At 33.8% G+C, this 24,765-nt stretch carries 27 protein-coding genes, 2 tRNA genes, 1 other RNA gene and 1 riboswitch; of the genes, 17 read left to right on the top strand and 13 right to left on the bottom strand.

The annotated features are described in order from the left end of the window. Positions 1-7 precede the first annotated feature (7 nt). The 5 genes from purF to ssrA all read left to right on the top strand — a co-directional run bounded on the left by purF (position 8) and on the right by ssrA (position 3,587). The gene (purF, locus tag FLY87_RS05115) at positions 8-1,420 is read left to right on the top strand and encodes an amidophosphoribosyltransferase (protein ID WP_012546301.1); all 1,413 of its coding nucleotides are present in this window, start codon (positions 8-10) and stop codon (positions 1,418-1,420) included. Next, positions 1,417-2,544, top strand: coding sequence for an aminopeptidase (locus tag FLY87_RS05110; protein WP_141266476.1), 1,128 nt, complete (start codon positions 1,417-1,419; stop codon positions 2,542-2,544). The genes purF and FLY87_RS05110 overlap by 4 nt, the downstream gene beginning before the upstream one ends. Before the next feature lie 8 nt (positions 2,545-2,552). Beyond that, the gene (locus FLY87_RS05105) at positions 2,553-2,738 is read left to right on the top strand and encodes a hypothetical protein (RefSeq protein ID WP_012546234.1); all 186 of its coding nucleotides are present in this window, start codon (positions 2,553-2,555) and stop codon (positions 2,736-2,738) included. 7 nt (positions 2,739-2,745) lie between these two features. After that, positions 2,746-3,225, top strand: coding sequence for an SsrA-binding protein SmpB (gene smpB, locus FLY87_RS05100; RefSeq protein ID WP_255446974.1), 480 nt, complete (start codon positions 2,746-2,748; stop codon positions 3,223-3,225). A gap of 10 nt (positions 3,226-3,235) precedes the next feature. Continuing rightward, positions 3,236-3,587: a transfer-messenger RNA gene (ssrA, locus tag FLY87_RS05095) on the top strand. Positions 3,588-3,593: 6 nt separating this feature from the next. Here ssrA and FLY87_RS05090 read toward each other — a convergent pair. From FLY87_RS05090 to FLY87_RS05055, 9 genes are all read right to left on the bottom strand, one after another. Further along, positions 3,594-6,173: a DEAD/DEAH box helicase gene (locus tag FLY87_RS05090; protein WP_141266472.1), complete on the bottom strand. Its 2,580-nt coding sequence runs from the start codon at positions 6,171-6,173 to the stop codon at positions 3,594-3,596. 2 nt (positions 6,174-6,175) lie between these two features. Then, a complete protein-coding gene (locus tag FLY87_RS05085) occupies positions 6,176-8,065 on the bottom strand; it encodes a DNA methyltransferase (protein WP_255446973.1) in 1,890 nt (629 codons plus the stop codon). Positions 8,066-8,093: 28 nt separating this feature from the next. Continuing rightward, positions 8,094-8,417 carry a hypothetical protein gene (locus FLY87_RS10135; protein ID WP_181405991.1) on the bottom strand — a complete coding sequence of 108 codons (324 nt, stop codon included), beginning with the start codon at positions 8,415-8,417 and terminating at the stop codon, positions 8,094-8,096. 42 nt (positions 8,418-8,459) lie between these two features. Next, complete coding sequence (locus FLY87_RS05080; RefSeq protein WP_012546436.1) at positions 8,460-8,666, bottom strand: hypothetical protein; 207 nt, start codon at positions 8,664-8,666, stop codon at positions 8,460-8,462. A gap of 1 nt (position 8,667) precedes the next feature. Beyond that, positions 8,668-9,111: a PIN domain-containing protein gene (locus FLY87_RS05075; RefSeq protein ID WP_021013196.1), complete on the bottom strand. Its 444-nt coding sequence runs from the start codon at positions 9,109-9,111 to the stop codon at positions 8,668-8,670. 41 nt (positions 9,112-9,152) lie between these two features. Continuing rightward, on the bottom strand, positions 9,153-9,821 hold the full coding sequence (radC, locus tag FLY87_RS05070) for a DNA repair protein RadC (RefSeq protein WP_012546157.1): 669 nt from the start codon (positions 9,819-9,821) through the stop codon (positions 9,153-9,155). Positions 9,822-10,183: 362 nt separating this feature from the next. Next, positions 10,184-10,396 carry a DUF2283 domain-containing protein gene (locus tag FLY87_RS05065; protein ID WP_141266470.1) on the bottom strand — a complete coding sequence of 71 codons (213 nt, stop codon included), beginning with the start codon at positions 10,394-10,396 and terminating at the stop codon, positions 10,184-10,186. 203 nt (positions 10,397-10,599) lie between these two features. Continuing rightward, positions 10,600-10,950, bottom strand: a complete 351-nt coding sequence (locus FLY87_RS05060; protein WP_141266468.1) for a DUF86 domain-containing protein — start codon at positions 10,948-10,950, stop codon at positions 10,600-10,602. After that, a complete protein-coding gene (locus FLY87_RS05055) occupies positions 10,947-11,258 on the bottom strand; it encodes a nucleotidyltransferase family protein (protein WP_141266466.1) in 312 nt (103 codons plus the stop codon). Before FLY87_RS05055 ends, FLY87_RS05060 begins: the two co-directional genes overlap by 4 nt. A gap of 453 nt (positions 11,259-11,711) precedes the next feature. Beyond that, a riboswitch (cobalamin riboswitch) is annotated at positions 11,712-11,957 on the top strand. Positions 11,958-11,984: 27 nt separating this feature from the next. Between FLY87_RS05055 and FLY87_RS05050 the strand changes: the two genes are divergently transcribed. The 10 genes from FLY87_RS05050 (at position 11,985) to FLY87_RS05005 (ending at position 21,960) form a co-directional block, all read left to right on the top strand. Continuing rightward, positions 11,985-13,949: a TonB-dependent receptor gene (locus tag FLY87_RS05050; RefSeq protein ID WP_141266464.1), complete on the top strand. Its 1,965-nt coding sequence runs from the start codon at positions 11,985-11,987 to the stop codon at positions 13,947-13,949. Next, a complete protein-coding gene (locus FLY87_RS05045) occupies positions 13,937-14,596 on the top strand; it encodes a diphthine--ammonia ligase (RefSeq protein ID WP_012546873.1) in 660 nt (219 codons plus the stop codon). Before FLY87_RS05050 ends, FLY87_RS05045 begins: the two co-directional genes overlap by 13 nt. A gap of 376 nt (positions 14,597-14,972) precedes the next feature. Continuing rightward, a complete protein-coding gene (cobT, locus tag FLY87_RS05040; RefSeq protein ID WP_141266462.1) occupies positions 14,973-16,016 on the top strand; it encodes a nicotinate-nucleotide--dimethylbenzimidazole phosphoribosyltransferase in 1,044 nt (347 codons plus the stop codon). Continuing rightward, entirely contained in the window at positions 16,006-16,788 is a 783-nt protein-coding gene (cobS, locus tag FLY87_RS05035) for an adenosylcobinamide-GDP ribazoletransferase (RefSeq protein ID WP_141266460.1), read from the top strand. The genes cobT and cobS overlap by 11 nt, the downstream gene beginning before the upstream one ends. After that, the gene (locus FLY87_RS05030) at positions 16,773-18,254 is read left to right on the top strand and encodes a cobyric acid synthase (protein ID WP_141266458.1); all 1,482 of its coding nucleotides are present in this window, start codon (positions 16,773-16,775) and stop codon (positions 18,252-18,254) included. Before cobS ends, FLY87_RS05030 begins: the two co-directional genes overlap by 16 nt. After that, on the top strand, positions 18,251-19,228 hold the full coding sequence (gene cbiB / locus FLY87_RS05025) for an adenosylcobinamide-phosphate synthase CbiB (protein ID WP_141266456.1): 978 nt from the start codon (positions 18,251-18,253) through the stop codon (positions 19,226-19,228). The genes FLY87_RS05030 and cbiB overlap by 4 nt, the downstream gene beginning before the upstream one ends. A gap of 27 nt (positions 19,229-19,255) precedes the next feature. Further along, on the top strand, positions 19,256-20,296 hold the full coding sequence (gene cobD / locus FLY87_RS05020) for a threonine-phosphate decarboxylase CobD (RefSeq protein WP_141266454.1): 1,041 nt from the start codon (positions 19,256-19,258) through the stop codon (positions 20,294-20,296). A 1-nt stretch (position 20,297) separates the two neighbouring features. Then, positions 20,298-20,807, top strand: a complete 510-nt coding sequence (cobU, locus tag FLY87_RS05015; protein ID WP_141266452.1) for a bifunctional adenosylcobinamide kinase/adenosylcobinamide-phosphate guanylyltransferase — start codon at positions 20,298-20,300, stop codon at positions 20,805-20,807. Continuing rightward, positions 20,804-21,595, top strand: a complete 792-nt coding sequence (locus FLY87_RS05010; RefSeq protein ID WP_141266450.1) for an ABC transporter substrate-binding protein — start codon at positions 20,804-20,806, stop codon at positions 21,593-21,595. The genes cobU and FLY87_RS05010 overlap by 4 nt, the downstream gene beginning before the upstream one ends. After that, a complete protein-coding gene (locus FLY87_RS05005; RefSeq protein WP_012546612.1) occupies positions 21,583-21,960 on the top strand; it encodes a sirohydrochlorin chelatase in 378 nt (125 codons plus the stop codon). Before FLY87_RS05010 ends, FLY87_RS05005 begins: the two co-directional genes overlap by 13 nt. A gap of 25 nt (positions 21,961-21,985) precedes the next feature. Here the strand turns inward: FLY87_RS05005 and FLY87_RS05000 are convergent. The 4 genes from FLY87_RS05000 to FLY87_RS04985 all read right to left on the bottom strand — a co-directional run bounded on the left by FLY87_RS05000 (position 21,986) and on the right by FLY87_RS04985 (position 23,212). Beyond that, a tRNA-Ala gene (locus FLY87_RS05000) sits at positions 21,986-22,058 on the bottom strand. A 10-nt stretch (positions 22,059-22,068) separates the two neighbouring features. Continuing rightward, positions 22,069-22,143, bottom strand: a tRNA-Ile gene (locus tag FLY87_RS04995). A gap of 121 nt (positions 22,144-22,264) precedes the next feature. After that, positions 22,265-22,735: a rhodanese-like domain-containing protein gene (locus tag FLY87_RS04990; RefSeq protein ID WP_012545460.1), complete on the bottom strand. Its 471-nt coding sequence runs from the start codon at positions 22,733-22,735 to the stop codon at positions 22,265-22,267. Between the two features lie 12 nt (positions 22,736-22,747). Then, complete coding sequence (locus FLY87_RS04985) at positions 22,748-23,212, bottom strand: rhodanese-like domain-containing protein (RefSeq protein WP_012546528.1); 465 nt, start codon at positions 23,210-23,212, stop codon at positions 22,748-22,750. A 175-nt stretch (positions 23,213-23,387) separates the two neighbouring features. On the opposite strand from FLY87_RS04985, the gene FLY87_RS10130 reads away from it, so the two are divergent. Both FLY87_RS10130 and FLY87_RS10420 read left to right on the top strand, forming a co-directional pair. Next, positions 23,388-23,969, top strand: coding sequence for a rhodanese-like domain-containing protein (locus FLY87_RS10130; protein WP_181405990.1), 582 nt, complete (start codon positions 23,388-23,390; stop codon positions 23,967-23,969). A gap of 159 nt (positions 23,970-24,128) precedes the next feature. Then, positions 24,129-24,740 carry a rhodanese-like domain-containing protein gene (locus tag FLY87_RS10420; protein WP_164924842.1) on the top strand — a complete coding sequence of 204 codons (612 nt, stop codon included), beginning with the start codon at positions 24,129-24,131 and terminating at the stop codon, positions 24,738-24,740. The last annotated feature ends 25 nt before the right edge of the window (positions 24,741-24,765 follow it).

Genomic DNA, 24,765 nt, shown 5'->3' with positions numbered 1-24,765 from the left:
TTATAAAATGAATAACGATAACCTTTTTCACAATATCCATGAAGAATGTGGTGTATTTGGCATCTTTGGACATCCTGAAGCTGCCAATTTAACTTATCTTGGACTCTATGCGCTTCAGCACAGAGGACAAGAAGGAGCTGGCATATGCTCTTCTGATGGAACGAAGCTTTTTCTTGAAAAATCCTTAGGACTTGTTGCGGATATTTTTAATGAGAAGGTTATAAAAAAACTACCTGGACACATTGCAATAGGTCACAATAGATACTCTACAACAGGTTCAAGCACTATAGAAAATGTTCAGCCGCTAATGGCTACATATAGTCTTGGAAGTATTGCAATTGCCCATAATGGAAATTTGATTGATATTGACCCTCTGAAACAAAGGCTTGAACGAGACGGAGCTATATTCCAGAGCACATCTGATAGCGAGATAATTCTTCATCTTATTGCACGAGCTAAAAGCGGTGAGCCAAGAGAAAGGATTGCAAATGCAGTAAGACAAATATCAGGAGCTTTTTCCCTTTTGCTCATGACTGAAACAGAATTAATTGCTATTAGAGATCCTTATGGAATTAGACCTTTAGCCTTAGGGCAAATTAAAGATTCTTATGTGGTTGCTTCTGAAACTTGTGCTTTTGATTTAATTGGAGCAAATTATATAAGAGACATTAATCCAGGGGAGATGCTGATAATCAATGAAAATGGATTAAACTCAATCAAGATATTTAATTCTGTTAAACCAGCTCACTGTGTTTTTGAATTTATATATTTTGCCAGACCAGATAGTTATATTTTTGATCATATATGTGTAAACACAGTAAGAAAAGAACTTGGTAGGCAGCTTGCAAGAGAACATGCGGTTGAAGCTGATCTGGTTATTCCTGTTCCTGATTCAGGTGTACCGGCAGCTTTGGGATATGCTGAGGAAAGCGGAATTCCCTTTGAGTTTGGATTAATAAGAAATCACTATGTTGGAAGAACATTCATAGAGCCAAAACAAAGCATTAGACATTTTGGAGTTAAAGTAAAACTTAATCCAGTGAGAGATGCTTTGAGGGGTAAGAGAGTTATAGTTATAGATGACTCAATTGTTAGAGGAACAACTTCAAAAAAAATAGTAAAAATGCTTAGAGAACTCGGAGGTGCGAAAGAAGTTCATATGAGAATTAGCTCTCCTCCTACAATAGGTCCTTGTTTTTACGGAATAGATACTCCAACAAGACAGGAACTGATAGCTTCATCTCATAAAATTGAAGAAATAAGAAAATACACAACAGCGGACTCTCTTGGTTATCTAAGTATTGAAGGATTAAGAAAGGTAATTCCTAATTCTGATATTTACTGCATGGCCTGTTTTAACTGCAAATATCCAATTGAGTTCCAATCTAAAAAAGTCAGTCAACTGGAGCTTTTTGAATGAATCTTGAACCTCTTGAAAATATATTCAGGATAAATTTAAAAGTGAAATCCCATGAAAAAGTTCTTCTGTTTACAGACCTGATAAGATGCGATGAAACTCTTTCCGGATATGAAAAAGATAGAAGAAAAGCTCTCAGGGATATTGCTCTAAAGTTGAAAGATATAGGAAACAATTTCTGCAAAAAAATAGTTTATTTTGAGTATCCAGCCACAGGCTCTCATGGAATTGAACCACCTAAAGAGTTGTGGAGTCTTGCTTTTGGAAAGAAAATTATAGATAAACTTAATGATAAAGGGCTTTTTAATAAACTGATTTTAAAGAAGATATCAAAAAGGGAACTTTTTGAAGTTAAAAGAGTTATAAGGCAACATAAAGCCGATGCTGTAAATGCTGTAATCGCACTTTCTAATTTTTCCACAAGCCATACAAACTTTAGAGACCTTTTAACAAAATGTTGCGGAACAAGATATGCAAGCATGCCTCTTTTTGACCCTTCAATGCTTGATGGTGCTATGAAAGCAGACTGGAAAGAAGTTCATAAAAGATCTGAAGAAATAAAGAAATTTCTTGACAGAGTAAAAAAAATAAGGATACAAACTCCGAATGGAACGAATATAACCTTTAAAAAAGGAAATAGAAAAGTTCATGTGGATTCAGGAATTTTAACCCGTAAAGGCTCTTTTGGTAACCTCCCAGCAGGAGAGGTATTTCTTGCACCTATACAAAATACAGCTGAAGGGACACTTGTAGTAGAGTGGGCACCAACAAGAAAACTTGAAAGCCCTTTAATTATGAGGGTGAAAAAGGGAAAAGTTACCTCCATTGAAGGAACAGAGCCTTATAAAGAAGAGCTTGAAAAGAAACTTAATGAGAGAGAAGAAAATAAAAATATTGCCGAACTGGGAATAGGTACAAATGATAAAGCAAGCAAGCCAGACAACATACTTGAATCAGAAAAAATACTCGGCACAGTTCATATCGCTTTGGGAGATAATTCTTCTTTTGGAGGAAAGGTGAGAACTCCATTTCATCAGGATTTTATTTTCTTTGAACCAACAGTTTTTGGGCTCAATGACAAAAATGAAGAGATAAAAATTCTTGAAAAAGGTATTCTTCTGATATAATATTTTTTATGAAAGCAAAATTAGAAATAGAATTTAAAGAAATACCTGTAGAGAAAATACAGCAAACATTATTGGAAATACTTCATGCTCTAAAAGTCGTTGATATGATTGAGGATGGGAAGTTTGAGATATTTACTCCCAATGGTGTTGTAACTGAAAAGTGTATATTACAGCAAAGCAGAGTAATCGCCTGAAGAAGAAATCCTCTGCTGTAAGCAGAGTCAATCAAAAATGTCCATAAAAATAGTCTGTCAGAATAAAAAAGCTTATGCTGATTACTTCATTGATGAAACAATTGAAGCAGGAATAGTTCTTACAGGAACAGAGGTAAAATCTCTAAGACAGGGCAAAGCAAATCTTAAAGACAGTTATGTCATAATCAAAGACAATGAAGCGTGGTTACTTAACTGTCATATAAGTCCTTACAGTCATGGAAATATTTTCAATCATGACCCTTTAAGAACAAGAAAACTGCTTTTACATAAAAAAGAAATAGAAAGATTGAGAGGCAAAATTCAGCAGCAGGGCTATACTCTTATTCCGCTTAAGATATATTTCAAAGGACCATATGTTAAAGTTGAAGTAGCTCTTGCAAGGGGTAGAAAGAAATACGAAAAAAGAGATATAATTAAAAAGAAAGAAGCTCAAAGAGAAATTGAGCGTGCCCTAAAAAACAAATGATCTTTAACAAGGGGGCGAAAGGACTCGACGGAGGTAGTGAGGGCTAAGCTGCATGCCGTGGTTCCTGCCACCACGTAAAACAGGTAGGGAAAACACAACTGCCAACAACGAATTGGCACTCGCTGCTTAATTAAAAGCAGCCGTCTTCCCAAGTTCTGCTCTGAGGCTTGGGCAAGGCGTCATAAATCAGAGCTACTCTTAAGCATTTAACCCTGTGCTTAAGAGAAATCCTAAGGGTTGTAGGAGCTTAGAGAGCCTGTGGAAGGGCGAGCTAACTTCCGAATCCTAAAACTTCCACTAAGCATGTAGATGCTTAGAAGTAGCACCTTCGGACGCGGGTTCGATTCCCGCCGCCTCCACCAAAAAGGCTATTCATTCTGTCCATTCCTTTCAAATTTATCTTCAATATCACTCCTGAACATTCCTGCAATCAGTCTTCCATCTCTTAAATACTGGAAAAATTCTTCATAACTAATGGGACTTAAAAAATGAAATATATACTTTTGCCTAATATCTGCATTCTCTAACTCTTTGTTCAAATCTGAGAAGTGCTGTTTTGCCCATCTAAGTTTTGCCTTATTTTCAATGGAATCATCACCATCTGTTTTAACTTCAACAACAATAATATGTTCTGTGTCTTCCTTTTTAATTTTTATAAAAAAGTCTGGATTAAAAAACTGATTCTTCTGAGGATGTTCTCCTTTACGCCATGAGTATTCAATACTGTAAAAACCCTGGTCTCGCGATTTTATCCAAGCATCAATCTTTTCAGCATTTTCTCGTTTGACCAATTGTTCAACAAACTTTCTCTCAGGCTCCCCTTTGGTTAATACAAGATCAAGAGGCGTCTTGAACAAGAATTGATTAATCTCTTTTTCAGCACTCTTAGGAAGACTCTCATCTTTCTTAACTTCTATAAGAATATCTTTTACCTCACCACTAATTTCATTTTCAAAATTATCTGTGTAAAAAACTGTTGCTCCGTGTCTTAAATTACCTACAGCAAGAGACTCTCTGTCCATACTATCTGTATTAATTGGTATCGGCTCACTAACCTTTCTAACATTAACTACGGTTTTCCCTTTTTTCCTTAGTAATGTTCCAAATGCCTGAAGTATCCTTTGTCTATTCTTTTCAACAAGCCTATCGCCTTTAATCCCCCTTCTATCCATAGATTTTCTTATGATGCTTTTTATAATATCCTTAGGTGGAAGATTATTTTTGGTATATTCACCATCAGGTAGCTGGAGGATTCTGCCTTCCCAATCCCTTGTTTTGAATTCTTCATAAATCTTGTTTACAATTTCATCTACTGTATAAGTGTTATATTCAATTAGAGTGTTTTTAGAATAAACCTCACCGGCAAGACTTGCATATTCAGTGCCTTTTTCAATATCTTCTACCTGGGATATGAGTTCAATATATCCCTTTGTATAATCAAAAACTTCGGTCTCCTTTTTAGCTTCCTTTTCCTGAGGCTCTTTATCATAATTAATGTTATAAAGGGTAAAGTTATATTTTGCCCTCTCTCCTTCTTTTAAAACAGAGCTTACAAGCTTCATCTCTATTTCAAGAATCTCATCCACAAGCCCCTTTATACTTCTACTCCATGCATCATGGTTAAAAACCTTTACCCTCGGTTGAGGTGATTGATATTCAGGAGGTATTCTAAGTCCTCTTCCTAAAACCTGTGCAATAAGAAGCTTTGAATTAAAAGCTCTGTCTTCCCATGGAACAATCTGGAAGACATTTTTTACATCCCAGCCCTCTGTAAGCATTGATACAGATACAATCCATTCAGTAGGGTCTTCTTTGTCATCTACATCTTTAAGTCTTGCTACATTTGCCTTATGTTCCTGTGCAGAGGTTACTATTAAAACCTTTTTTTCTATTTCTTCTATAGGAAGACCTTCTTTTGTAGATAAGAACTCTTTAAGATTCTCTGTGAGCCTTTTTGCATTAGTTATATCCTTTGTAATGAGGATGGTAAGAGGTTTAATTCTTCTATATTTATTCTGATTTTCTACATGATTGTCATATATCTTCTGGAATTTTTCATACTGATCAATACTTTCGTCCTTACTTACATAATCAACCATCTTTACTACCTTATCATCAACTGCCTGTCTTAGAGAGTATCTATAGATAACATCATTAAAATACTCATCTTCAATGTAGGCTGTTCCAGTAAAACCAAGCATATATTTAAAGTTATAATCAGAACTTAAGAGAAAATCTTTCCACTTTTTTATTGATTGACTCTCTTTATCCCTTCCTGAGACTTTGTTATATGCATGATGGACTTCATCGTTTAAAACGAGCACTCTCTCACCATTACCCATCAAACTGTCTTTTATTGATGAACCTGTTTTTTCATAAACAGCATGGATATTTTCAATACAGATGTCACCATCTTTGATTGTGCTGTTTGCATCAATTATGCGAGGATTTTTAAAAACTGCATCAAGTGGCAGTGTCTGTTTGAGTTTGCTATCACCACTTAATGAGATAAATTTTTCCATTAAGCCCTTTTCAATAGTAAGTGATGGGCAAAGAACAAGCACCTTATCAACAAGTCCTAATCCAAGCATCATCTGGGCAATACCATAGATTACATAACTTTTTCCTGTGCCTGTGGCAAGGTCTATAGTTGCTGAAAGTTTGTGAGGCAATTGAATATGATGAAAATATTCATCAAGGCTTCTATATCTCGTATGTAGCTCAGGATTTTTTTCCCAGTTTTCTTCCACTAAGTCCTCAATTGATTTATACCTACCCGATGCAAGAAATACAATTGCATTCTCAATAGCCTCTTTTTGATACTGCCTATCACCGCAAAGCACATCAATAAACCTATCCCATATTGAAAGGTCAAGTTTTGTTGGGTCATAGGATTTGCTTACTTCTAATACAAGGTCTTTAGTCTTGTATGTCTTTATCTCAATCATGATTATTCCCTAAGCTGAAATACTTCTTTAAATTCATTACCGTAAATGTCAATGTAAATGACCATAACCTTGTCACCACACTCATCTTCCTTTATTGGAATAACTATTTTTTCCTGATGTGATAAATCCTCTTTTATTTCATCCTCTGTCTCGTTTTCTTTTTTATCTGGAATGAGATCTTCAGCAAAATAAAACTCATCCATTACAAATTCTTTGTCATTATAATCTTTATCAATAAGCACCATAGCAAGAGATTCAAAGTTTTTCAACTCATTTCCTGTTTCTTCTTCAAGATAGTTTGATAAGAATTTGGTTATGTGGATTTCAAGTTTGCCATTTTTCTTTATTACTTTTGATTCAACGTCTGGCTGTCTAATAAAATGAAACCCAATAGCATCATCAAGGTCATTGACATTTCTTTTACTCTGAGGTTGTCTGAATTTCTTAAACTGCACCTTGTGAAGTTCCTTTATAATTTGATAAGGCACCTTAAGAAAGTAATATCTTGTATTTTCTATCTCATGATAATCACTTATAAAGTCCACGTAATTTGCAGGTGCTATGATATAAAGCCTTCCACCAACCCTTTTACCAATATGTGAGTGAAGATCTTCAAGATACTCTTCATCTACTGCTGCATCCTTGAACTGCCAGTAGGGATATATTAGAACATAATAACCATCCTTTTTTTGACCATCTATCTTAATACCAGCAATTTTTTTCTCTATGGGTTCAACCTCAAAGAGATTCATAACAAATTTAATATAATCATCTTTTTTAAGTTCAAAGACTTTTTTGAGATCATAAAGTCCTGTGTTGACAGTTATAAAACTCCTTGCTTTCTTGCCGTACTTCTTCTTTGGATTCTCTAAATCTTTGCTATCCTGAATAGTAAGAATCCTTTTCTGCATAGTGTAAAATGCGAGCTTCCCAATATCACAGACAATCCACCGCCTGCCGAGTTTTTCTGCCACTGCAGCAGTTGTGCCAGAACCAGCAAAGAAATCAAGGACAAGATCGTTGGGTTGGGTTTGTGTTCTTATGATAAACGATAGTAACTCCTCGTGTTTTGCCGTAGGATATAGGGATTGATCTCCATATGCTTCAATATTAAAAGAAGCCCAATTATTTCCTACTACAGTAACTTCACTTTCATGTTTCCAATAGCAAGGCTTTCCAGTTGAAGGGTTAACCCACAAAAATTTTTTGTCTTGATGTTGTTTAGCATATTCTTCAAATAACTTATCCATCTCTTTAATTATTGGTTGATATTCCTTAAGCTCTTTCTTTGAGATGGGCTTTGGTAATCTTTCAATTATAAGATTATAAAATTCTTGGATTTGTTGATTTTGGCTATCAATAATAAATTTCTTAAAATTATCAACTGCCTTATAAGCATCTTCTTTGTTCCACATCCAATGACGGTTTTTCTTTATGTCTTTACAAAAAGAGCCGTATAACTCATAGTCATTAACATTTGCACCTTTACCTGTAAAATCATTTTTCCAATATCCTTTAGATCCACCACTAATCAAAAAATTTCCCATTTTCGAATTGACACTTTTAGAATAAACAAGTATAAAATTAGTAGATACTGGTATTCGCCATACAAATTCAGAATCGTCATTCTTTTCGTTTCTTTTAGATATAATTTCACCTCTAAAATTTTCTTTCCCAAATACTTCGTCCATCACAATCTTGATATAATGATTCATTTTTTGATCTAAATGAACAAAGATTAATCCATCTAATGAAAGTATTTCCTTTGCCAAAATCAATCTTCTTCTTAAAAATTCTATAAATTCAGATCCTTTTATTCTGTCAGTGTATGCTTTTTGTCCTTTTTGGAGTTGAAGATCACTTTCAGATGAAAAGGGTGGGTCAATGTAAATAAGCTTTACCTTACCTTTTACTTTATCCTTAATCAGAAATCAGAGGATCTTTATTTTCGTAGACGGTTTTCAAGAATTGAAGATTATCACCAAATACAATCATATTCCGCCATTCTTTATCACCTGCTGGATGCTCATCACTATTGAAGACCTTTTCAACCTGCAATGGAACTGGGAAAACACCATCCTCATTAGCAAGAACATCTTCCTTCCGCATCTTGCCAGCATATACAAGCTCATATTCCTTTTGCTTTATAGGAAAAAGCTTATACTTATAATCTTCAGGTATCGGTTCACCTTTTTGGAGTTTTTCTATGAGAAATTGAATGTCATAATCTGTCAAATTTGGCATGATTTTATCCTATAGTTTTTCTTCATTTACACTTGAGAAATTTTACTTTTTCTCAAAATGCTCTTTTGCTTTTTTATATATTTCTTCCACTGTCATTCCTGCAAACAATTCATCCTGAATTTTCAAATAATCTCTCTTTTCATAGGTAATCAGAGAAAGAAATCTCAAAGCATCTACCTCTCCAAGAGTCTTGAATAAAATACTCAATCCTTTCTTTCTTATTTCCAAATCACTTGCCATTTCAGCCATTTTATTTCACCTCCATCTCTTCAATAAATTTTAAAGGGTTTATTACCCTAAGATTTATTTTGAGTTCAGATGTCTTCTTTATTAGTTTATCATCACAAGTCAAAAAATAGTTAGCTCCACCTTTCAATGCACAGGCAAGATGAATAGCATCTCTTGGTTTTATACCAGTAGCTTCAAATTCCTTTGCCTTATTAAAAATAAAATCATCTGGTGAAATAAATTCTTCAGCAAGAAAAAAAAGCATTTCTATTTCTTCTCTAATATCATTATGAGGATTCAAACTATTTTCATAGTCAATCATAAAAGACCACAAAAGAGAATATTCTCTATTTTTGATACTCTGTAATATAGAAAAGATAGCTATCGTTTCCAGTCTAATTCTTACTTGTGCTTGATCATCAAAAGGACGATTATAAACGTTGGTATCAAGATAAATTTTGTGCATAGCTTACTCATGCCTTATTAATTATCTAATTTCCCTTTAAATCATTCCTTTTTTAACATCCCCTCAGCCTGAAAACTGTAGTAACCGTTCTTACTAATTATAATATGGTCAATTACTTCTATTCCTAACATTTTACCGATTTCAACCAATCTCTTTGTTATTTCAATATCCTGTTTGCTTGGCTCAGAGTCACCAGAGGGATGATTATGAACAAATATAATCCCTGCAGCCCTGTCGCTTATAGCATCAGCAAATATCTCTCTTGGGTGAACAATACTATGGTTTAATGTGCCTATAAAAACAGTCCTTTTCTGTATTAGATTAGATGCACCATCTAAAGTAAGACTGAGGAAATACTCCTGCTTTTTATCCTTTAATTCTTCAGTTATTTTAAGGACATCATCAACATTTTTAATCTTTATTCCCTCTTTTAGCAGAAATCTCTTTGAAAATTCTATGGCTGCCATAATCTGACATGCCTTTGCAAGTCCAACACCTTCTATATTTTTCAGATTATCTAAATTCAAGTTATTGAAGTCTTCCTGAGTCAACTTTAAAATATCCCTTGCTACTTCAAAGACATCCTTGCCTTTTATTCCACTCCCAAGCAAGACAGCCAGTAATTCAAGATCAGATAATGCCTTCGCACCTTTCTTTTCCATCTTTTCACGCGGTCTATCAAAATTTGGTATAGATTTAATCTTTTTCATAAAAATATTCTAAAATATCTCACACTCCAAAGAAAATAAAAATAATCTCGTAGAGAGAAAAAGATAATCAAAAAAATGGGAAAGAGTGCATAAAGTTTTCATTGATAGCAACACTCTTATTGCTAAGAAATTTTTGTTTCTTTTCGTAAGTTAAACACCATAACCCAACAGATTTACTTTGATTTCCATTGAAGCCAGAGCAACGATATCAGGCGCTAATTGCATTTTAAAAAGTGTTATTATATTTTATGAGAAAATTACTTTTTGCACTGGGGCTTTTAGGATTGGCTTTCAGATTCACTAAATCATTGGTAGATATCGTTAGATGGATTGCCAAGAAAAGATAAGATAAATCTAAATTTTTAGGCTACCACTACCTCAACAGGAATTGATTTACTGATGCCTAAAGTTTTACTTACATAGAGTTTTTCAATTCCGATTACTTTTCCTTCTTTATCTTTCTTAAAAATTATTTTTTCTCCTGCTTCTTCGCAGATTACCTCATCTTCATGATTTCCAAACCAGATGTCAAGTGTATCTGAATCTTTGTTGTAGTACACTACTACTTTACCCATATTACATCATCTTCCTTTACTTTATCTGTGGGGTAAGCTGTTATTAAAAATCCTTCATTTTTAAAATGCTTAGCCACTACGCAATATAGTCTATCAAATTTTTTGTTAATTCGAATAGATAATTGAATTTCAGAAAAATGTTGAAATTATCTTTATCAAACTAATCTACAAATGTGGTGGTTATTAAGTCCTATGCCCTTTTCCTATTTATTTTTCTTCATAACATCTAAAATTTCTTCAATTAAAGGTTTTACTTGAGGAATGTCTCTTTTAACTGTTTCCCACACTCTTTCATATATTACACCAAAATATTCATGAATTAGCTTATCTCTCATCCCAGCCATTTTTTGCCATGGAATTTGAGAATATTTTTTTCTTATATTTCCAGGGATTTTTTTAACAGCCTCCCCTATTATCTCAAGAGCCCTAATAACCGCATAAACAGTTCTTGTATCTTTGACAAAATCCTCATAATTCATTTCAGATGTGAAGGTTATTGACTTGTCCATTGCGTCCACAATGTCATTCAAATAATCTTTTATCTCTCTTTTCATAAATAGATTACTTCCCTTAATATATTCTTACCTATATAAGGTTTTAATGCTTTTTTTTCAACCAAATCCACTTTTATGCCCACTTTTTTTCTTAAATAATCCTCTATTTCAATAAAGTCAAAAAGGCTAATTCCTGCATTTTCCTCAAACTCAACAAGAATATCAATATCGCTATTTTTCTTTTGTTCTCCGCGAACCCAAGAGCCAAAAACTCCAATCTCTTTAATCTTGTATTTTTTAGCCAATTCAGGTTTAAGGTTTTCTAAGATAACCTTAATCTCTTTTAATGTTTTAACTTTTTTGCTCATTTTATCTAATATTTAGCTTTAAAGTATGAAATTTATCTTTTTTTATTTTATCTAATCGGAAAAACTTCTTCAATTTATTTTTTCTGTCATGTTTTTTCCCTTTCGCATTTTTAAGATTGAATTTATGCAATATTTTAGAAATTAAATTCTTGCAACTCTATCCGAACTCTATCCGACGCAAAAATAAAATCCAATAAATTCAATAAGTTATCCCCTCTTTCAGCGGGTTCGATTCCCGCTGCCTCCCAAAAAAACCTTGAAAATCAATTATTTTTCTTTCAAAAACTCTATCCTTAATTTTACAAAGTTCTAAAAAATACTGAATCTCTGATATAAACAGAAGCAAACTATAGGGAGATAAGAATCAAAATAGACAATATTAAAGCAGTTATATACCTGAGTTTTTTCTAAAAAATATTCACTACGGACAATTTCCTTGAAATCAAAGCAATAGTCATTTTGAAACCTCTGGATATAATTTGTTATACTTTAACCTAACTGGATTAAGGGAAGAGGGGTGAGAATCCCCCGCTGCCCCGCAGCCGTGTAGGGAACGAAAGCCCGAGCTTCAGATGTCTCAAAGCATTCGGAGAATTTGAAGCATAAGCCACTGTTATGGGTAAGATCATGATGGGAAGGCGGGCAAGTAGGTAAAGGAAGCCCAAAGCCGGAAGACCTATCCAGTTGGAAGTCTTAGACTTCCAGAAAACCTCGCGGGAGGGGAAAATGGTTTTCTTTATTCTATTTTTCTGTTTTATATTTCTTGTCAATTCAGCCTTAGCAGAAGAATCCCAACTTGAAGAAATCATTGTAACAGCAACAAGAGTTGAAGAACCGAAAAAAGATGTACCTTATTCTATTCAGGTTATAACCCAGGAAGATATTAAAAATTCCACCGCTAAAAATGCAGGGGATTTAATTGTGGAATCATCAATTGGTCATGTTCACAAATATCCCGGATTATCTACAAGCAGTATTGGATTGAGAGGATTTAGAACGGACCTTTTTGATGACCTTAAAAGCAGAGTTCTAATACTTATAAATGGGAACAGAGCTGGAACAGTAAATCTTGCAACAATTCCTGTGGATGATATTGAGCGAATTGAAATTGTCAAAGGACCAGCTTCAGTGCTTTATGGTTCTTCAGCAATGGGTGGTGTAATAAACATAATTACAAAGCAGGGGAAACAAGAGGGTATATATGGTTCAATTGGAAGTGAAGCAGGTTCATGGAAATACTGGAAAACAAAAGGTGACTTGAATGGTAAAAAAGGTGTGTTTGATTTTTATGTTTCAGCCAACAGGTCTTCAATGGATGAATATTCTACCAGAGATTATGGAAAAATAAAAAACACAGGATATAGTGATGAAACTGTGTCAGCTCGTTTTGGATACAGTTTTTTTAATAAGCAATATATATCTTTCGGATTTCAACACTGGAGAGGATGGGATATTGGTTCTCCCGGAGCAAGATACTCACCAGATCCTGATGATTACAAAGATATTGAAAGAAATAGATTTGATCTGGAGTATAAAACAGAGACTTTTAAAGGAGGATATTATTTCACGAAAATAAGTGATGAAGACCATGAAGGAAGTACAGGGAATTCGGAACTTACATTGAAAAAAACAACTACACAGGGTTTAAGCCTTCAGAAAATATTTTCAATGAATGAACAAAGAATTATTATTGGAGCGCAATGGGATAGAATAGAGGTTAAAAGCTCAAGAAGCACAGGTGCTCCTTATAATCCAAACTCGGAGTATGATAGTTATGGTTTGTTTTCTGAAGGAAGATTAAGTTTATTCAATAAAAAACTTTTAGTAAATGCGGGGGTTCGCTATGACTATTTTGAAGATAAAATACTGCCTACAGAGGGTATCACAAGCTTAAAGCCAAGAAAGGAGAATCTTGACCATGTCACTGTAAGAGGAGGCATTATATACAAACTTACAGATAATCTTTCCATAAAGAGCAATGCTGGAACTGCATTCAGAGCTCCTGCTCCTGATGAGCTTGCAACTGATTATGTTTCTTCATGGGGAACCCGTTACATAGGAAATTCAGATTTAAAACCGGAAAAAAGTAAATCATATGATGTAGGAGTTGCATATACAAAGGATTTATTCAAGAGTGAACTTACATTTTTTCACTCAATATTCAAAGATAAAATCTTGAGTTATTACGATAGCACCCTTAAAGCTCAGACTTTTAAAAATGTTGAAGGAGCTATAATTCAGGGTATAGAAGGAAATTTTTCATATGATATTGGGTTATTTGTTGGTTTAAATTTTTCTCTTGAACCTTTTTTAAACTTTACCTATCATACAAGATATTCAAGTAAAGATGAAAGTGAGATACAAAAGTATGGAAAAACTCTTCAATATATTCCAAAGTCCACTGCTGCTTTTGGAATAAAAGCAGGAAAAGATAAATGGGATTTAAGATTGATTGCAAATTATGCTGGAGATGAAAAAGTTGTTGACTGGAATCCTTCGTCTTCAAACTATGGGAAGGTGATTACTAAAAATGATTTTACTGTTGTAAACCTCAAAGGTTCATACAGACCATTAAAAAATTTTGAACTGACAATATCCATAGAAAATTTATTTGATAAAGGGTATGAGTATGTTCTGTATTATCCAATGCCAAGAAGAACAATCATAGGAGGACTTAAATGGATATTTTAAAGGCTTTTATCTCATGGAGTGGAGGGAAGGAAAGCTCGTTAGCCTGTTATAGAGCAATGACAAAGGGTGGGCAAGTTGTTTGTCTTGTCAATATGCTTTCAGAAGATGGGATTTATTCACGATCTCACGGAATAGGTTCAGAATTACTGAGATTACAGGCTGAAGCAATTGGAATCCCTATTATTCAAAGAAAAACCACATGGGAAAGCTATGAAAAAGAGTTTAAGAATACTATCTTGCAACTGAAAAAAGAAGATATTAAGGCAGGCGTATTTGGAGATATTGATCTTCAGGAGCACAGAGACTGGGTTGAGAGGGTATGCAGAGAGACAGGAATAAAAGCAATATTGCCATTATGGAATGAAGCAAGAGAAAAACTTCTCAAAGAATTTATTGATTTAGGTTTTAAAGCTATAGTCTGTTCAACAAATTCTGAATTTTTGGGTAAGGAATGGTTGGGCAGGCAGATAGATGATGATTTCATTAAAGATTTAAAAAACTTAGGTAACATAGATATCTGTGGTGAAAAAGGTGAGTATCATACCTTTGTCTATGATGGTCCTATTTTTAAGAAAGCAGTTAAGTTTCGTATAGTTGATAGGGTTATTAAGGATGGAAAATGGTTTCTCAAGATTGAAAGGGAGTAAAGAGATGAGATTCCTCGTCGCTAATGCTCCTCGGAATGACAGGGATGGGAGAAAGCGAATGGTATTGCTCGCAGACCTTTCGTCTACAGCTCAGGGCTCACTTCGCTTGATTTGGAATGATAGAATGGAGTGGAATTATAGAAAGGGATGGAATTACATCTTTTTCTGTCACCCTGAGGGCTTTGCCCGAAGGGTCTCCTCCTTTATTGTTATCCCAAGTGGCTTATCAAGCCCTCTGAGAAATCTCTATGATTTGAAAACGAGAAGATTTTTCAGTGCTAATGCTCCTCGGAATGACAGAATAGAGAAATCCTAGATGACTTATAAGGATAACTAAAGGAGTGCCAATAAATTTATAGAAGGAGGAATGTAGACTATGTTAAATCTTAAAATAGAGCCATTAAAAAAAGAATTTATTGATATTGCGTGGAAAAGGTTAAATAATCTAACAAAACCTCAGGGAAGTCTTGGAAGGCTTGAGGAAATTGCAGCGCGGGTTGTTGCTATCTATGAAGATGCTATGCCTGAAATAAAGAAAAAAGCTGTGCTTGTTTTTGCTTCTGACCATGGAGTTACAGAAGAGAATGTATCCGCCTATCCTAAGGAAGTTACTGCTCAGATGGTCTTTAATTTTTTAAGAGGTGGAGCAGGAATAAATGTTTTAGCAAGGCATGCAGGAGCAGATGTTTTAGTTGTTGATGTTGGTGTTGATTATGATTTTAGTGAGATTAATGGATTAATCAAAAAAAAAGTTGTAAAAGGTTCAGGAAATATTGCAAAAGGCTATGCACTTAGTCGTGATGATGCAATAAAATCTGTAGACATCGGAATTGAATTAGTCAAAGAATGCTACTCCAGAGGCTATAATCTCTTTGCTACAGGAGAGATGGGAATTGGAAATACAACTGTTTCATCTGCTGTTGTAAGCGTTCTTACAAATTCAGATGTTGAAGAAGTCACAGGTAGAGGAACAGGGATAGATGAAACGACTTTTAAAAGAAAAGTTGAAGTAATCAAAAGAGCAATTGAAATAAATAAACCTGATGCATCAGATCCCATTGATGTTTTAGCAAAGGTTGGAGGTCCTGAGATAGGTGCGATAGCAGGGGTTGTTTTAGGTTGTGCATCGTTGAGAGTTCCAGTTATAGTTGATGGTTTTATTTCTACTGCAGGAGCTCTGATTGCTTATTGCATAAATCCACTTGTTAAAGATTATATTTTTGCTTCCCATAATTCTGTTGAAAAAGGACATAAAAAAGCTCTTGATTTTATGGGACTTAAGCCTTTGCTTGATCTAAATCTCAGGCTCGGGGAGGGAACTGGCGCAACTCTTGCAATGACAGTTATTGAAGCAAGCCTTAAAATTTATCGTGAAATGTCAACTTTTGAGGAAGCGGGTGTATCTAAAAATGATAAATAGATTTTTGATAGCTCTTTCGTTTTTGACAGTTTTACCTCTGAAATTCAAAGAAATAAACGAAAAAGAGCTTATTCGCTCTATTATTTTTTTCCCTTTTATAGGTTTTTTAGAAGGAGTTTTTTGTATTTTTTTAGTGAACATCTTCAAACAAATTTTTTCATCTTCAGTTATTTCAATTATTTTACTGGTATTTTTATTTTCAGTGAGAGGAATATTTCACATTGACGGGCTTTCAGATACTTTTGATGCTCTTTTTTATAAAGGAACGGGACAGAAGGAAAAAGACCTCCAGCAAAGACTACAAATAATGAAAGACAGCACAGTAGGAGTTGCTGGAGCAGTTGTCTTAGTTTTAGATGTACTTTGTAGATTTGCTTTTGTAAAAGAACTTATTGATATTAATCAATTTTTGATATTTTTATTTATGTTTTGCTTTTCAAGATGGATAGTAATTCCATTAATGTATTCCGGAAAACCGGCAAGAACTACAGGACTTGGAGTTTTGTTTATAGGGAAAATTAGTTCATGGCAGGTTATTATTTCTACTGTTTTACCTGCTTTTTTGCTGGTTTATTTTACTATTGAAAAAAATTTTATTTTTTTGCCTTTAATTGCGCTTTTTCTCTTTTTTATTTCTTATATTTTGAAAAAATTTTTTGAAAGAAAGTTTAACGGAATAACAGGAGATCATCTTGGAGCAACCGTTGAAATAACAGAGATAGTTTTTCTCATTTGTTTTTTATTAGGTGAAAAATTATGGCTAAGTTATTAATGATACAAGGGACATCTTCAAACTGTGGGAAAAGTTTAATTGTTACTGCTTTGTGTAGAATCACTAAAAACAGGGGTATAAAAGTTGCGCCTTTTAAGGCTCAAAATATGAGCCTTCAGAGTTTTATTACAGAAGATGGAGGAGAAATAGGTCTGGCTCAGGCAATTCAGGCAGAGGCAGCGGGTGTAGTTCCTAATGTTCATATGAATCCTGTTTTGCTTAAACCTTCAGGGCAACAGGGTATTCAGATAGTTGTTCATGGGAAGATTTATAAGACCTTGAACTCAATGGATTTTTACTCTGAAAAAAAGAAACTCTGGGAAAATGTCACAGATTCATTGAATTATTTACTTAAAGAACATGATTTTTTAATAATTGAAGGAGCTGGAAGTCCTGCTGAGATAAATCTTCTTGAAAAAGACATAGTGAATATGGCTGTAGCAGAGTATCTGAAAGCACCAGTTATTCTTGTAGGTGATATTGACAGGGGAGGGGTTTTTGCCTCTCTTTATGGAACTGTGAAGCTTCTTGAAAAATATGACAGTCTTTTTAAAGGTTTCATAATTAATAAATTCAGAGGCTATGTGGATGTTCTTTCGCCTGGAATTAAAAAACTTGAAGAATTGATAAACAAGCCCTGTTTAGGAGTTGTTCCATATTTAGATGAAACAGGAATTTCTGATGAAGATGGAGTTTCTATGAGACTAATCAACTTTTTTGCCCAAAAAGTCAATGCACCAGTTAAGATTGTTGTTCTCAGACTAAGATATATTTCAAATTTCAATGATTTTGAGCCCTTAAGATTTGAGCCTGATACTGAGTTGATGTATTCATTAAAAAAAGAAGATCTGCTGAGTGCTGATATAATAATAATTCCTGGTTCAAAGAAAACATTTGAAGACTTAAAACTTTTGAGAGAGCTTAAGATTGATCAAACATTAAGAGAGCTTGCTAAGAACGGAGTTGAAATCATTGGAATATGTGGTGGATTTCAGATGCTTGGTGAAAAGTTAATAGATCCCTATATGGTTGAAAGTTCACTCAGAGAGTTTGATGGAATAGGTTTACTTCCTGTTGAAACATTATTTTATCCTGAAAAAATAACAACTCAGGTTGAAGGCTGCTTATGTTCAGAACCTTCAATAAAAATTACAGGTTATGAAATTCATAAAGGAATAACTTACGGACATCTCGGGCTTTTTAAAATAACAAGGACTTCAATGAATCAGACTTTATTTGATGGAATAGTCTGTGGGAATGTTTGGGGAACATATATTCATGGAATATTTGAGAGTGACAGTCTTAGAAGATGGCTTATAAATAGACACAGAGTTAAAAAGGGATTAAATCCAATTGATTATAGTTTTTCATGGAAGAAACTCAAAGAATCATTTATAGATACTCTTGCAAACACTATTGAAAAAAATCTGGATATAAATAGAGTATGGGAAATAGCTGGACTATGAAGATATTATTTGTTGACAGTTGGATAATAGTTTCAGCATTTTTAATTGATTTTTTGATTGGAGATCCCAAAAAATATCATCCTGTCAAGACAATAGGCAAACTTATTGAAAAAACTGAAAATTTTTTAAGAAAAAGAAAACTCAATGGTAGATTTGGTGGTTTTTTGCTCTTTTTATTCGTTGCAGTCTCTGTTTTTTTATTTTCCGTTATATTCGTATATTTTCTAAATAAGCTGAGCAGTCTATCAGAGATAACATGGTTATTTTCATGTATTCTTTTAGCAGTAGCTGGAAGCCTATTTATTGCCTTACGAGGACTAATTGAGGAGGCTAAAAGGATAAATAGGCTTTTAGATGAAGGAAGTTTGGAGCAAGCAAGAATTTCATTGAAAGCCCTTGTTGGAAGGGATACGGATAATCTTTCAGCAGACAAAATAAGAATCGCAATTATTGAAAGTCTTGCTGAGAATCTATCTGATGGAGTTATTGCACCGTTGTTTTATTTTTTAATAGGAGGCTTTCCATTTCTACTTCTCTATAAAACTGTAAATACTCTTGATTCAATGGTTGGTTATAAAAATGAAATATATAGGAAGTTTGGGTGGTTTTCAGCTAAAATGGATGATATTTTTAACTATATTCCGGCAAGAATAACAGGACTCCTGATTGTTTTAATCGCCTTTATAATGCTTGGTTTTTCATCTGGGAAGAGGGCATTGAAAATTATGCTGAGAGATGGAAAAAATCACAGCAGTCCAAACAGTGGAATACCTGAAGCAGCAATGTCAGGAGCTGTTGGAGTAAGAATAGGAGGTCCTAATTATTATGGAGGCGTACTTTTTAAAAAGCCCTATATTGGAGATGATTTAGAAATTGTGAAATCAAATCATGTTCATCTTTGCATTAAATTTGTGATTTTAAGTAGTTTTATCTTTGTTTTGTTATCAATCATAATTAGAGAGGCTATTATATGAGGTTATTTCGGTGGAGGAGGTAAATAGGTGAGACACGGAGGTGATATTTATACTGCTTCAGAAATTACAGGCAAAGCCATTGGCGAAATTATAGACATGAGTTCCTCTGTTAATCCTCTACCTTTACCAGAAAAAATAAAAAGAAAAGCCCTTGAAAGATTTCCACTTCTGCATAAATATCCTGATAGTGAAACAAGAGCTTTCATAAAAACTTTTTCAGAACTTTATAAAGTTCCACCTGAAAATATAGTTTGTGGAAATGGCTCAACAGAACTGATTTATCTAATAGTAAAGGCATTAAAACCAAACTCTGTATTGATTTTAGAACCCACATTTATTGAATATGAGAAAGCTTGCAGAGTAAATGATATAGATGATATAGAAAGGGTTTTTACTTTGAATAAAGAAGAAATTTTTGAAATGATTAATAAAAAAATTCAAGAAAGAAAATATGAGATGATTTTCATCTGCAATCCCAATAATCCAACAGGATGGTTAATAGATAAAAAAGAAATTATGGAACTGGCTAATCATCATGAAGATTCAACTTTTGTATTAGATGAAGCTTTTATAGATTTTGCTCCAAATGAAACTTTGCTCAGAGATTCAATATCATCAAATATTATTGTTTTACGCTCTCTCACAAAGTTTTACGGACTTGCAGGACTTAGATTCGGCTATGCTGTTGCTTCTTTTGAAACTATTGAAAGAATAAAGAGATATAGACAGCCATGGAGTATAAATAGTTTATCGCAGTGTATAGCAGAAGAAATAATCAAAGATGAAGAGTTTAAAAAGCAGAGCCATGATTTTTTCCTTATGGAAAAGGATTTTTTTGAATATTCATTGAATAAACTTAAACTCAGATATTTTCCATCTGTGGCGAATTTTTATCTTATAGAAATTCACAAAAAAGGTATTTTCCAATATATGTTAGCAAGAGGAATTCTTATTAGAGATTGTTCAAATTTCTATGGACTCAATGAAAATTTTATAAGGGTTTCAGTAAAAACCAGATTTGAAAATGAAATATTTTTCAAAGAACTAAAAAAGTTTTTGGAGAGTTGACATGATTACATTTATAATCGGTGGAATAAAAAGCGGAAAAAGCAATTTTGCACTCAAAGAGGGAGAAAAAACAGGAAACAGAAATTTTTATTATATTGCAACGGCAAGAGCTATTGATGAGGAGATGAAGGAACGCATAGAAAGGCATAAGAAAGAAAGAGGCAGTCACTGGATTACTGTAGAAGAGCCAATAAACTTAAATGAAGCTATTATGAAAATTACTCAGAACTCATCTGTGGTAATTGACTGCTTAACTACATGGCTTACAAATCTTATTGTTGAAGGCTATGATTTTTGTGAATTTGTAGAAGCATTTTTTGATTTATTGAGGAAATATAGAGATGAAATTCATTTATTTATTGTGGCAAATGAAGTTGGTTTGGGCATAATTCCCGAAAATCAGCTTGGAAGAAAATTTGTTGACCTTGCAGGGACTGTCAATCATAAAGTAATGGATATATGCGATAGAGCTTATTTAATGGTTGCTGGAGTGCCTTTGAGAATAAAGTGAAGATTCTGGTATTTTTTCTAATATTTTTATTCTTTTCCACATCATCTTTTGCTGAGGTTCAAAGAATTATTTCCCTTGCACCGTCAGTTACAGAAGCAATTTATTATCTAAATGCCACTGACAGATTGGTTGCTGTATCAAACTATTGTAAATGGCCCGAAGAAATTAAAAACAAAACGAAAGTAGGAGGTATGATCAATCCATCATATGAGAAAATACTATCTTTAAAACCAGATCTTGTAGTAATTTCAAAAGATGTTACTCCTAAGGAAGTTTACAACAGACTAATAGAACTCGGCATCAAGGTACATGTCTATGCTCCTAAAAGTCTTGAAGATATATCTAATGAATTAATAAGACTTGGAATTGTCATTGGCAAAGAAAAGGAAGCAAAAAGTATCGCCTATGAATTTCAAAAAAAACTAAGAAAAATAAGGAAGGTTTTTAAAGGGCAAAAGGCGTTATTTATAATATGGGCTGATCCACTCACTGTTGCAGGCAAGACATCTCATATAAATGAAGTCATGAATCTATTAGGGCTGACAAACATTGCCGAGTTTTCATCAATTAACATAGAAAGAATAATTAAAATGAATCCAGATATTATTTTTTTTGGTGTCGGACACAAATCCTCTGTATCAGAGAATTTGATTTTAAAACTAAAAGACACTAATGCAGTAAAAAATGGTAAAGTTTACTATATAAGTGATAAAATTTATCATTTAAGTCCAAGAATCATAGAAGGAATTGAAGAAATGACAAATAAGGCAAAAACATGGATAAAATAATTATCATAGCTCATGGAAGCCCTAAAAAAGAGATAAATAATTTAGACTCTATGGTTGAAGACTTAGCAATTGTTCTCGGCAAAAAGGTTGAAGATATCAAATATGCTTATCTTAAATATGGTAGCCCCTCAGTGGATGAGGCTATAACTAAATGCGTAGAAGAAGGCGCAAAAAGAATAATAATACATCCATTTTTTTTATCTTCAGGAAGTCATGTTTCTTTTGATATTCCTAAGATTATTGAAAATATAAAAAAACTTTATCCACAACTTGAAGTTTTATGCACAAACCCATTGGGAAAAAGTAAAAAATTAGTTTATGTAATTAAAGATTTAATTGAAGAGAATCTTGAAAGAATATCATAATTTTTAACAAATCTGAAAAATAAAGTGGAGGTGAAGGGATTCGAACCCACGACCTCCTGCGTGCAAAGCAGGCGCTCTCCCAACTGAGCTACACCCCCACATTTTACATGGGCCTAGTTGGAATCGAACCAACCACCTCACCCTTATCAGGGGTGCGCTCTAACCGAGCTGAGCTATAGGCCCATCAACAATTTAAATTAACTTAAAACATTATATTTTGTCAAGGAAAGATAAAAAAACTTAATGGTTTTTTATTAATCATATTGCGTGAGAGACAAAAGAGGGGACAGTGCCCCTCTTTTCTTTATTCTTTCACATATTCTGTTGCAAGCCTGCCTACTTCTTTAGCAAATTCAGCTATTCCACCTTTGAATTGGAAGGCATTGGAAAATCCAACTGCTCTTAAGGCAATTGTGGCAGCAGCAGCTCTATCCCCTGTGTGACATAGCACTGCAATTTTTTTGTTCTTTGGAAGTTTTGCAAGGTTTTCAGGTTTAAAAAGTTCATGCATTGGGATTAGAAGAGAGTCTTTCCATACAGGAGCTATAAGTTTTTGTTCTGCAGGTGTTCTTATGTCAAGAATTACAAAATCTTCTTTCTTTTTGATCATTTCAAGTATATCTTTTGTTGTTATCTGACAAGGTCTCATTGCGAGAACTTCTGGGGTCATCTGAGAAAACATGACATCAAATTTTTTTGCCATCTCTACATCATAAGCAAAAGCCGATAAGGTAAACAATAAGACAGTTACTAAAGTTGCTAATAAGACTTTCATTTTAACACCTTCCTATTTTTTTATACCTTTACCCATTCCTTGAGGCTCTCCTTTTTCTACAGGCTCTCCAGAATTTGACCAGGCATTAAATCCCCCTTTTAAATTGTAGACATTTTTATATCCAAGTTTTTTAAGATCACAACTTGAAACCGCTCCTCTTCCTCCTGTCTTACAATAAACTAAATATGTTTTTTCTTTATCTGGCAACCAATCATAAGCCTGAAAATCTAATAATCCTCTTGGAGCCCAAATTGCACCTGGAATATGACCTGCAACATACTCAGTATATTCCCTAACATCTAAAATCACTGCACCTTTTTTAATCAACTCTTTAGCGGAATTTACATCAACTTCCTGAATTCCACATTGTTTAGCTTCTTTAACTCTCTCATCGCTTAATGGGGTAGCTGCAAAAGTAAAGTTACTTAACATTAATACAAGGCTGATTACAATTAGAATCTTGCTCCATCTTTTCATGGGAACCCCCCCCATCTTACAGAATTATTTCCTGCAAAGCAGGATACTCTAAGGGAGTATAAACAATAAAGTGATTTAATGTCAAGTTAAATATAGTATAGCTTTAAGGGCTTATGGGTATATATTGACAAAATCTATAAATAAAGTTACACTTATAGAAAAAAGGAGGTGTTTTATGAGTAAAAAAGGGCGAACTTTGATTTTGGCTTGTTTGATTTTTGCTTTATGTTTAGCTTTTTTAGCCTCTCAGGGTATATCTCAACAAAAGCCTATCATAGCTAAGGGATGTTCTTTGCCTGGTTGTCACACTGCAAAGCAAGGAGAACTTTGGGGTAATTTGAAGACTGTCTCTGGAAAAGCTGCGATGATTCAAATTGATACAGGTGCTTTATGGACTGTCAAATTTGACGAAAATACCAAACTAAAGAATTGGAATCAACCCCTTAATAAATTACCAAAAGAAAAAGAGATTGCTATTACTTATGTAGAGAAAAATGGCGAATTCTACGCCACTTTAATTAATGTAAAACCGCCAGTTGCCGTGGATCCTTCAAAGGTTATAAAAGTTAATGAAATGAAAAAAATTTATGATGCAAAAAGTGCACTCATAATTGATTGTAGACCTGCTGGTAGATATAATGAGGGACATATACCTGGTTCAATTAACATCTGGTTTGCAGAGTTTGATAAACATATTGATAAATTACCGAAGGATAAAAATAGTTCAATTGTATACTACTGTCAAGGTCCTACTTGAGCTCTTACGCCTTCATCTGCTCGGAGAGCAGAAGCATTAGGTTACACCAATGTAAAGCAATTTGTAGATGGACTTCCTGAGTGGAAAAAACAAGGTTATCCTGTTGCCTCAACAGTCAAGTATTTACAAGAACTTATCAGTAAAGACATTCCTCATGTATTGGTTGATGTAAGACCAAGAGAGCAAGCAGAAAAGGAACATATAAAGGGTGCTATTAATATATCTCTCGCGGAACTTGACAAGGCAAAAAAATTATTCCCTAAACAGAAAAATGCACCGATTATAATTTATTGCACACAGGATAAACTTTCACTTAAAGCTTTTGACATTATAAGAAAATGGGGATATGTAAATACCTCTTATCTTGAAGGTGGGATAGAAGCATGGAAGAAAGCTGGTGGAGAGGTTTTATCTGGACAGTTAAAGAAAGAGATTGTATATATTCCAAAGCCAAAACACGGGACAATTGGCATAGAGGAATTCAAGAAGATTATAGGAAAAATTCCAGCCAATGTGATTATACTTGATGTAAGAGATCCTGAGGAAACACAGATGGGTATTATAAAAGGGGCTAAAAACATACCAGTAAACGAGCTTAAGGATAGGCTTAATGAACTACCAAAGGATAAAGAAATAGTTGTTCACTGTGCAACTGGAATGAGAGCAGAAATGGCTTACAACATACTTAAAGAAGCAGGATACAATGTAAAATTCCTTGATGCAACCATTCAGATTAAAAAAGGCGGCAAATATAAAATAACAGAAAACTAAAAATTACAAGAGGAGGGAGCAACCT

It is taken from the genome of Thermodesulfovibrio sp. Kuro-1 (assembly GCF_006538445.1).
In the GTDB taxonomy this organism is placed as follows: Bacteria; Nitrospirota; Thermodesulfovibrionia; order Thermodesulfovibrionales; family Thermodesulfovibrionaceae; genus Thermodesulfovibrio; species Thermodesulfovibrio yellowstonii.
Note: the sequence above shows the minus strand (reverse complement) of the source record. Positions and strands in the feature narration are given on the sequence as shown.

What these genes read in the sequence shown, in the direction of transcription:
- FLY87_RS10130 (WP_181405990.1), top strand. Translation starts at nt 23,388, where the DNA reads ATGAGTAAAAAAGGGCGAACTTTGATTTTGGCTTGTTTGATTTTTGCT.
- purF (WP_012546301.1), top strand. Translation starts at nt 8, where the DNA reads ATGAATAACGATAACCTTTTTCACAATATCCATGAAGAATGTGGTGTA.
- cobS (WP_141266460.1), top strand. Translation starts at nt 16,006, where the DNA reads ATGATAAATAGATTTTTGATAGCTCTTTCGTTTTTGACAGTTTTACCT.
- FLY87_RS05065 (WP_141266470.1), bottom strand. Translation starts at nt 10,396, where the DNA reads ATGGGTAAAGTAGTAGTGTACTACAACAAAGATTCAGATACACTTGAC.
- FLY87_RS05050 (WP_141266464.1), top strand. Translation starts at nt 11,985, where the DNA reads ATGGTTTTCTTTATTCTATTTTTCTGTTTTATATTTCTTGTCAATTCA.
- radC (WP_012546157.1), bottom strand. Translation starts at nt 9,821, where the DNA reads ATGAAAAAGATTAAATCTATACCAAATTTTGATAGACCGCGTGAAAAG.
- FLY87_RS05030 (WP_141266458.1), top strand. Translation starts at nt 16,773, where the DNA reads ATGGCTAAGTTATTAATGATACAAGGGACATCTTCAAACTGTGGGAAA.
- FLY87_RS05060 (WP_141266468.1), bottom strand. Translation starts at nt 10,950, where the DNA reads ATGAAAAGAGAGATAAAAGATTATTTGAATGACATTGTGGACGCAATG.
- FLY87_RS10135 (WP_181405991.1), bottom strand. Translation starts at nt 8,417, where the DNA reads ATGCCAAATTTGACAGATTATGACATTCAATTTCTCATAGAAAAACTC.
- FLY87_RS05090 (WP_141266472.1), bottom strand. Translation starts at nt 6,173, where the DNA reads ATGATTGAGATAAAGACATACAAGACTAAAGACCTTGTATTAGAAGTA.
- FLY87_RS05110 (WP_141266476.1), top strand. Translation starts at nt 1,417, where the DNA reads ATGAATCTTGAACCTCTTGAAAATATATTCAGGATAAATTTAAAAGTG.
- FLY87_RS05075 (WP_021013196.1), bottom strand. Translation starts at nt 9,111, where the DNA reads ATGCACAAAATTTATCTTGATACCAACGTTTATAATCGTCCTTTTGAT.
- FLY87_RS05080 (WP_012546436.1), bottom strand. Translation starts at nt 8,666, where the DNA reads ATGGCTGAAATGGCAAGTGATTTGGAAATAAGAAAGAAAGGATTGAGT.
- cobU (WP_141266452.1), top strand. Translation starts at nt 20,298, where the DNA reads ATGATTACATTTATAATCGGTGGAATAAAAAGCGGAAAAAGCAATTTT.
- FLY87_RS04990 (WP_012545460.1), bottom strand. Translation starts at nt 22,735, where the DNA reads ATGAAAGTCTTATTAGCAACTTTAGTAACTGTCTTATTGTTTACCTTA.
- FLY87_RS05005 (WP_012546612.1), top strand. Translation starts at nt 21,583, where the DNA reads ATGGATAAAATAATTATCATAGCTCATGGAAGCCCTAAAAAAGAGATA.
- cobT (WP_141266462.1), top strand. Translation starts at nt 14,973, where the DNA reads ATGTTAAATCTTAAAATAGAGCCATTAAAAAAAGAATTTATTGATATT.
- FLY87_RS04985 (WP_012546528.1), bottom strand. Translation starts at nt 23,212, where the DNA reads ATGAAAAGATGGAGCAAGATTCTAATTGTAATCAGCCTTGTATTAATG.
- FLY87_RS05055 (WP_141266466.1), bottom strand. Translation starts at nt 11,258, where the DNA reads ATGAGCAAAAAAGTTAAAACATTAAAAGAGATTAAGGTTATCTTAGAA.
- FLY87_RS05045 (WP_012546873.1), top strand. Translation starts at nt 13,937, where the DNA reads ATGGATATTTTAAAGGCTTTTATCTCATGGAGTGGAGGGAAGGAAAGC.
- cbiB (WP_141266456.1), top strand. Translation starts at nt 18,251, where the DNA reads ATGAAGATATTATTTGTTGACAGTTGGATAATAGTTTCAGCATTTTTA.
- FLY87_RS05105 (WP_012546234.1), top strand. Translation starts at nt 2,553, where the DNA reads ATGAAAGCAAAATTAGAAATAGAATTTAAAGAAATACCTGTAGAGAAA.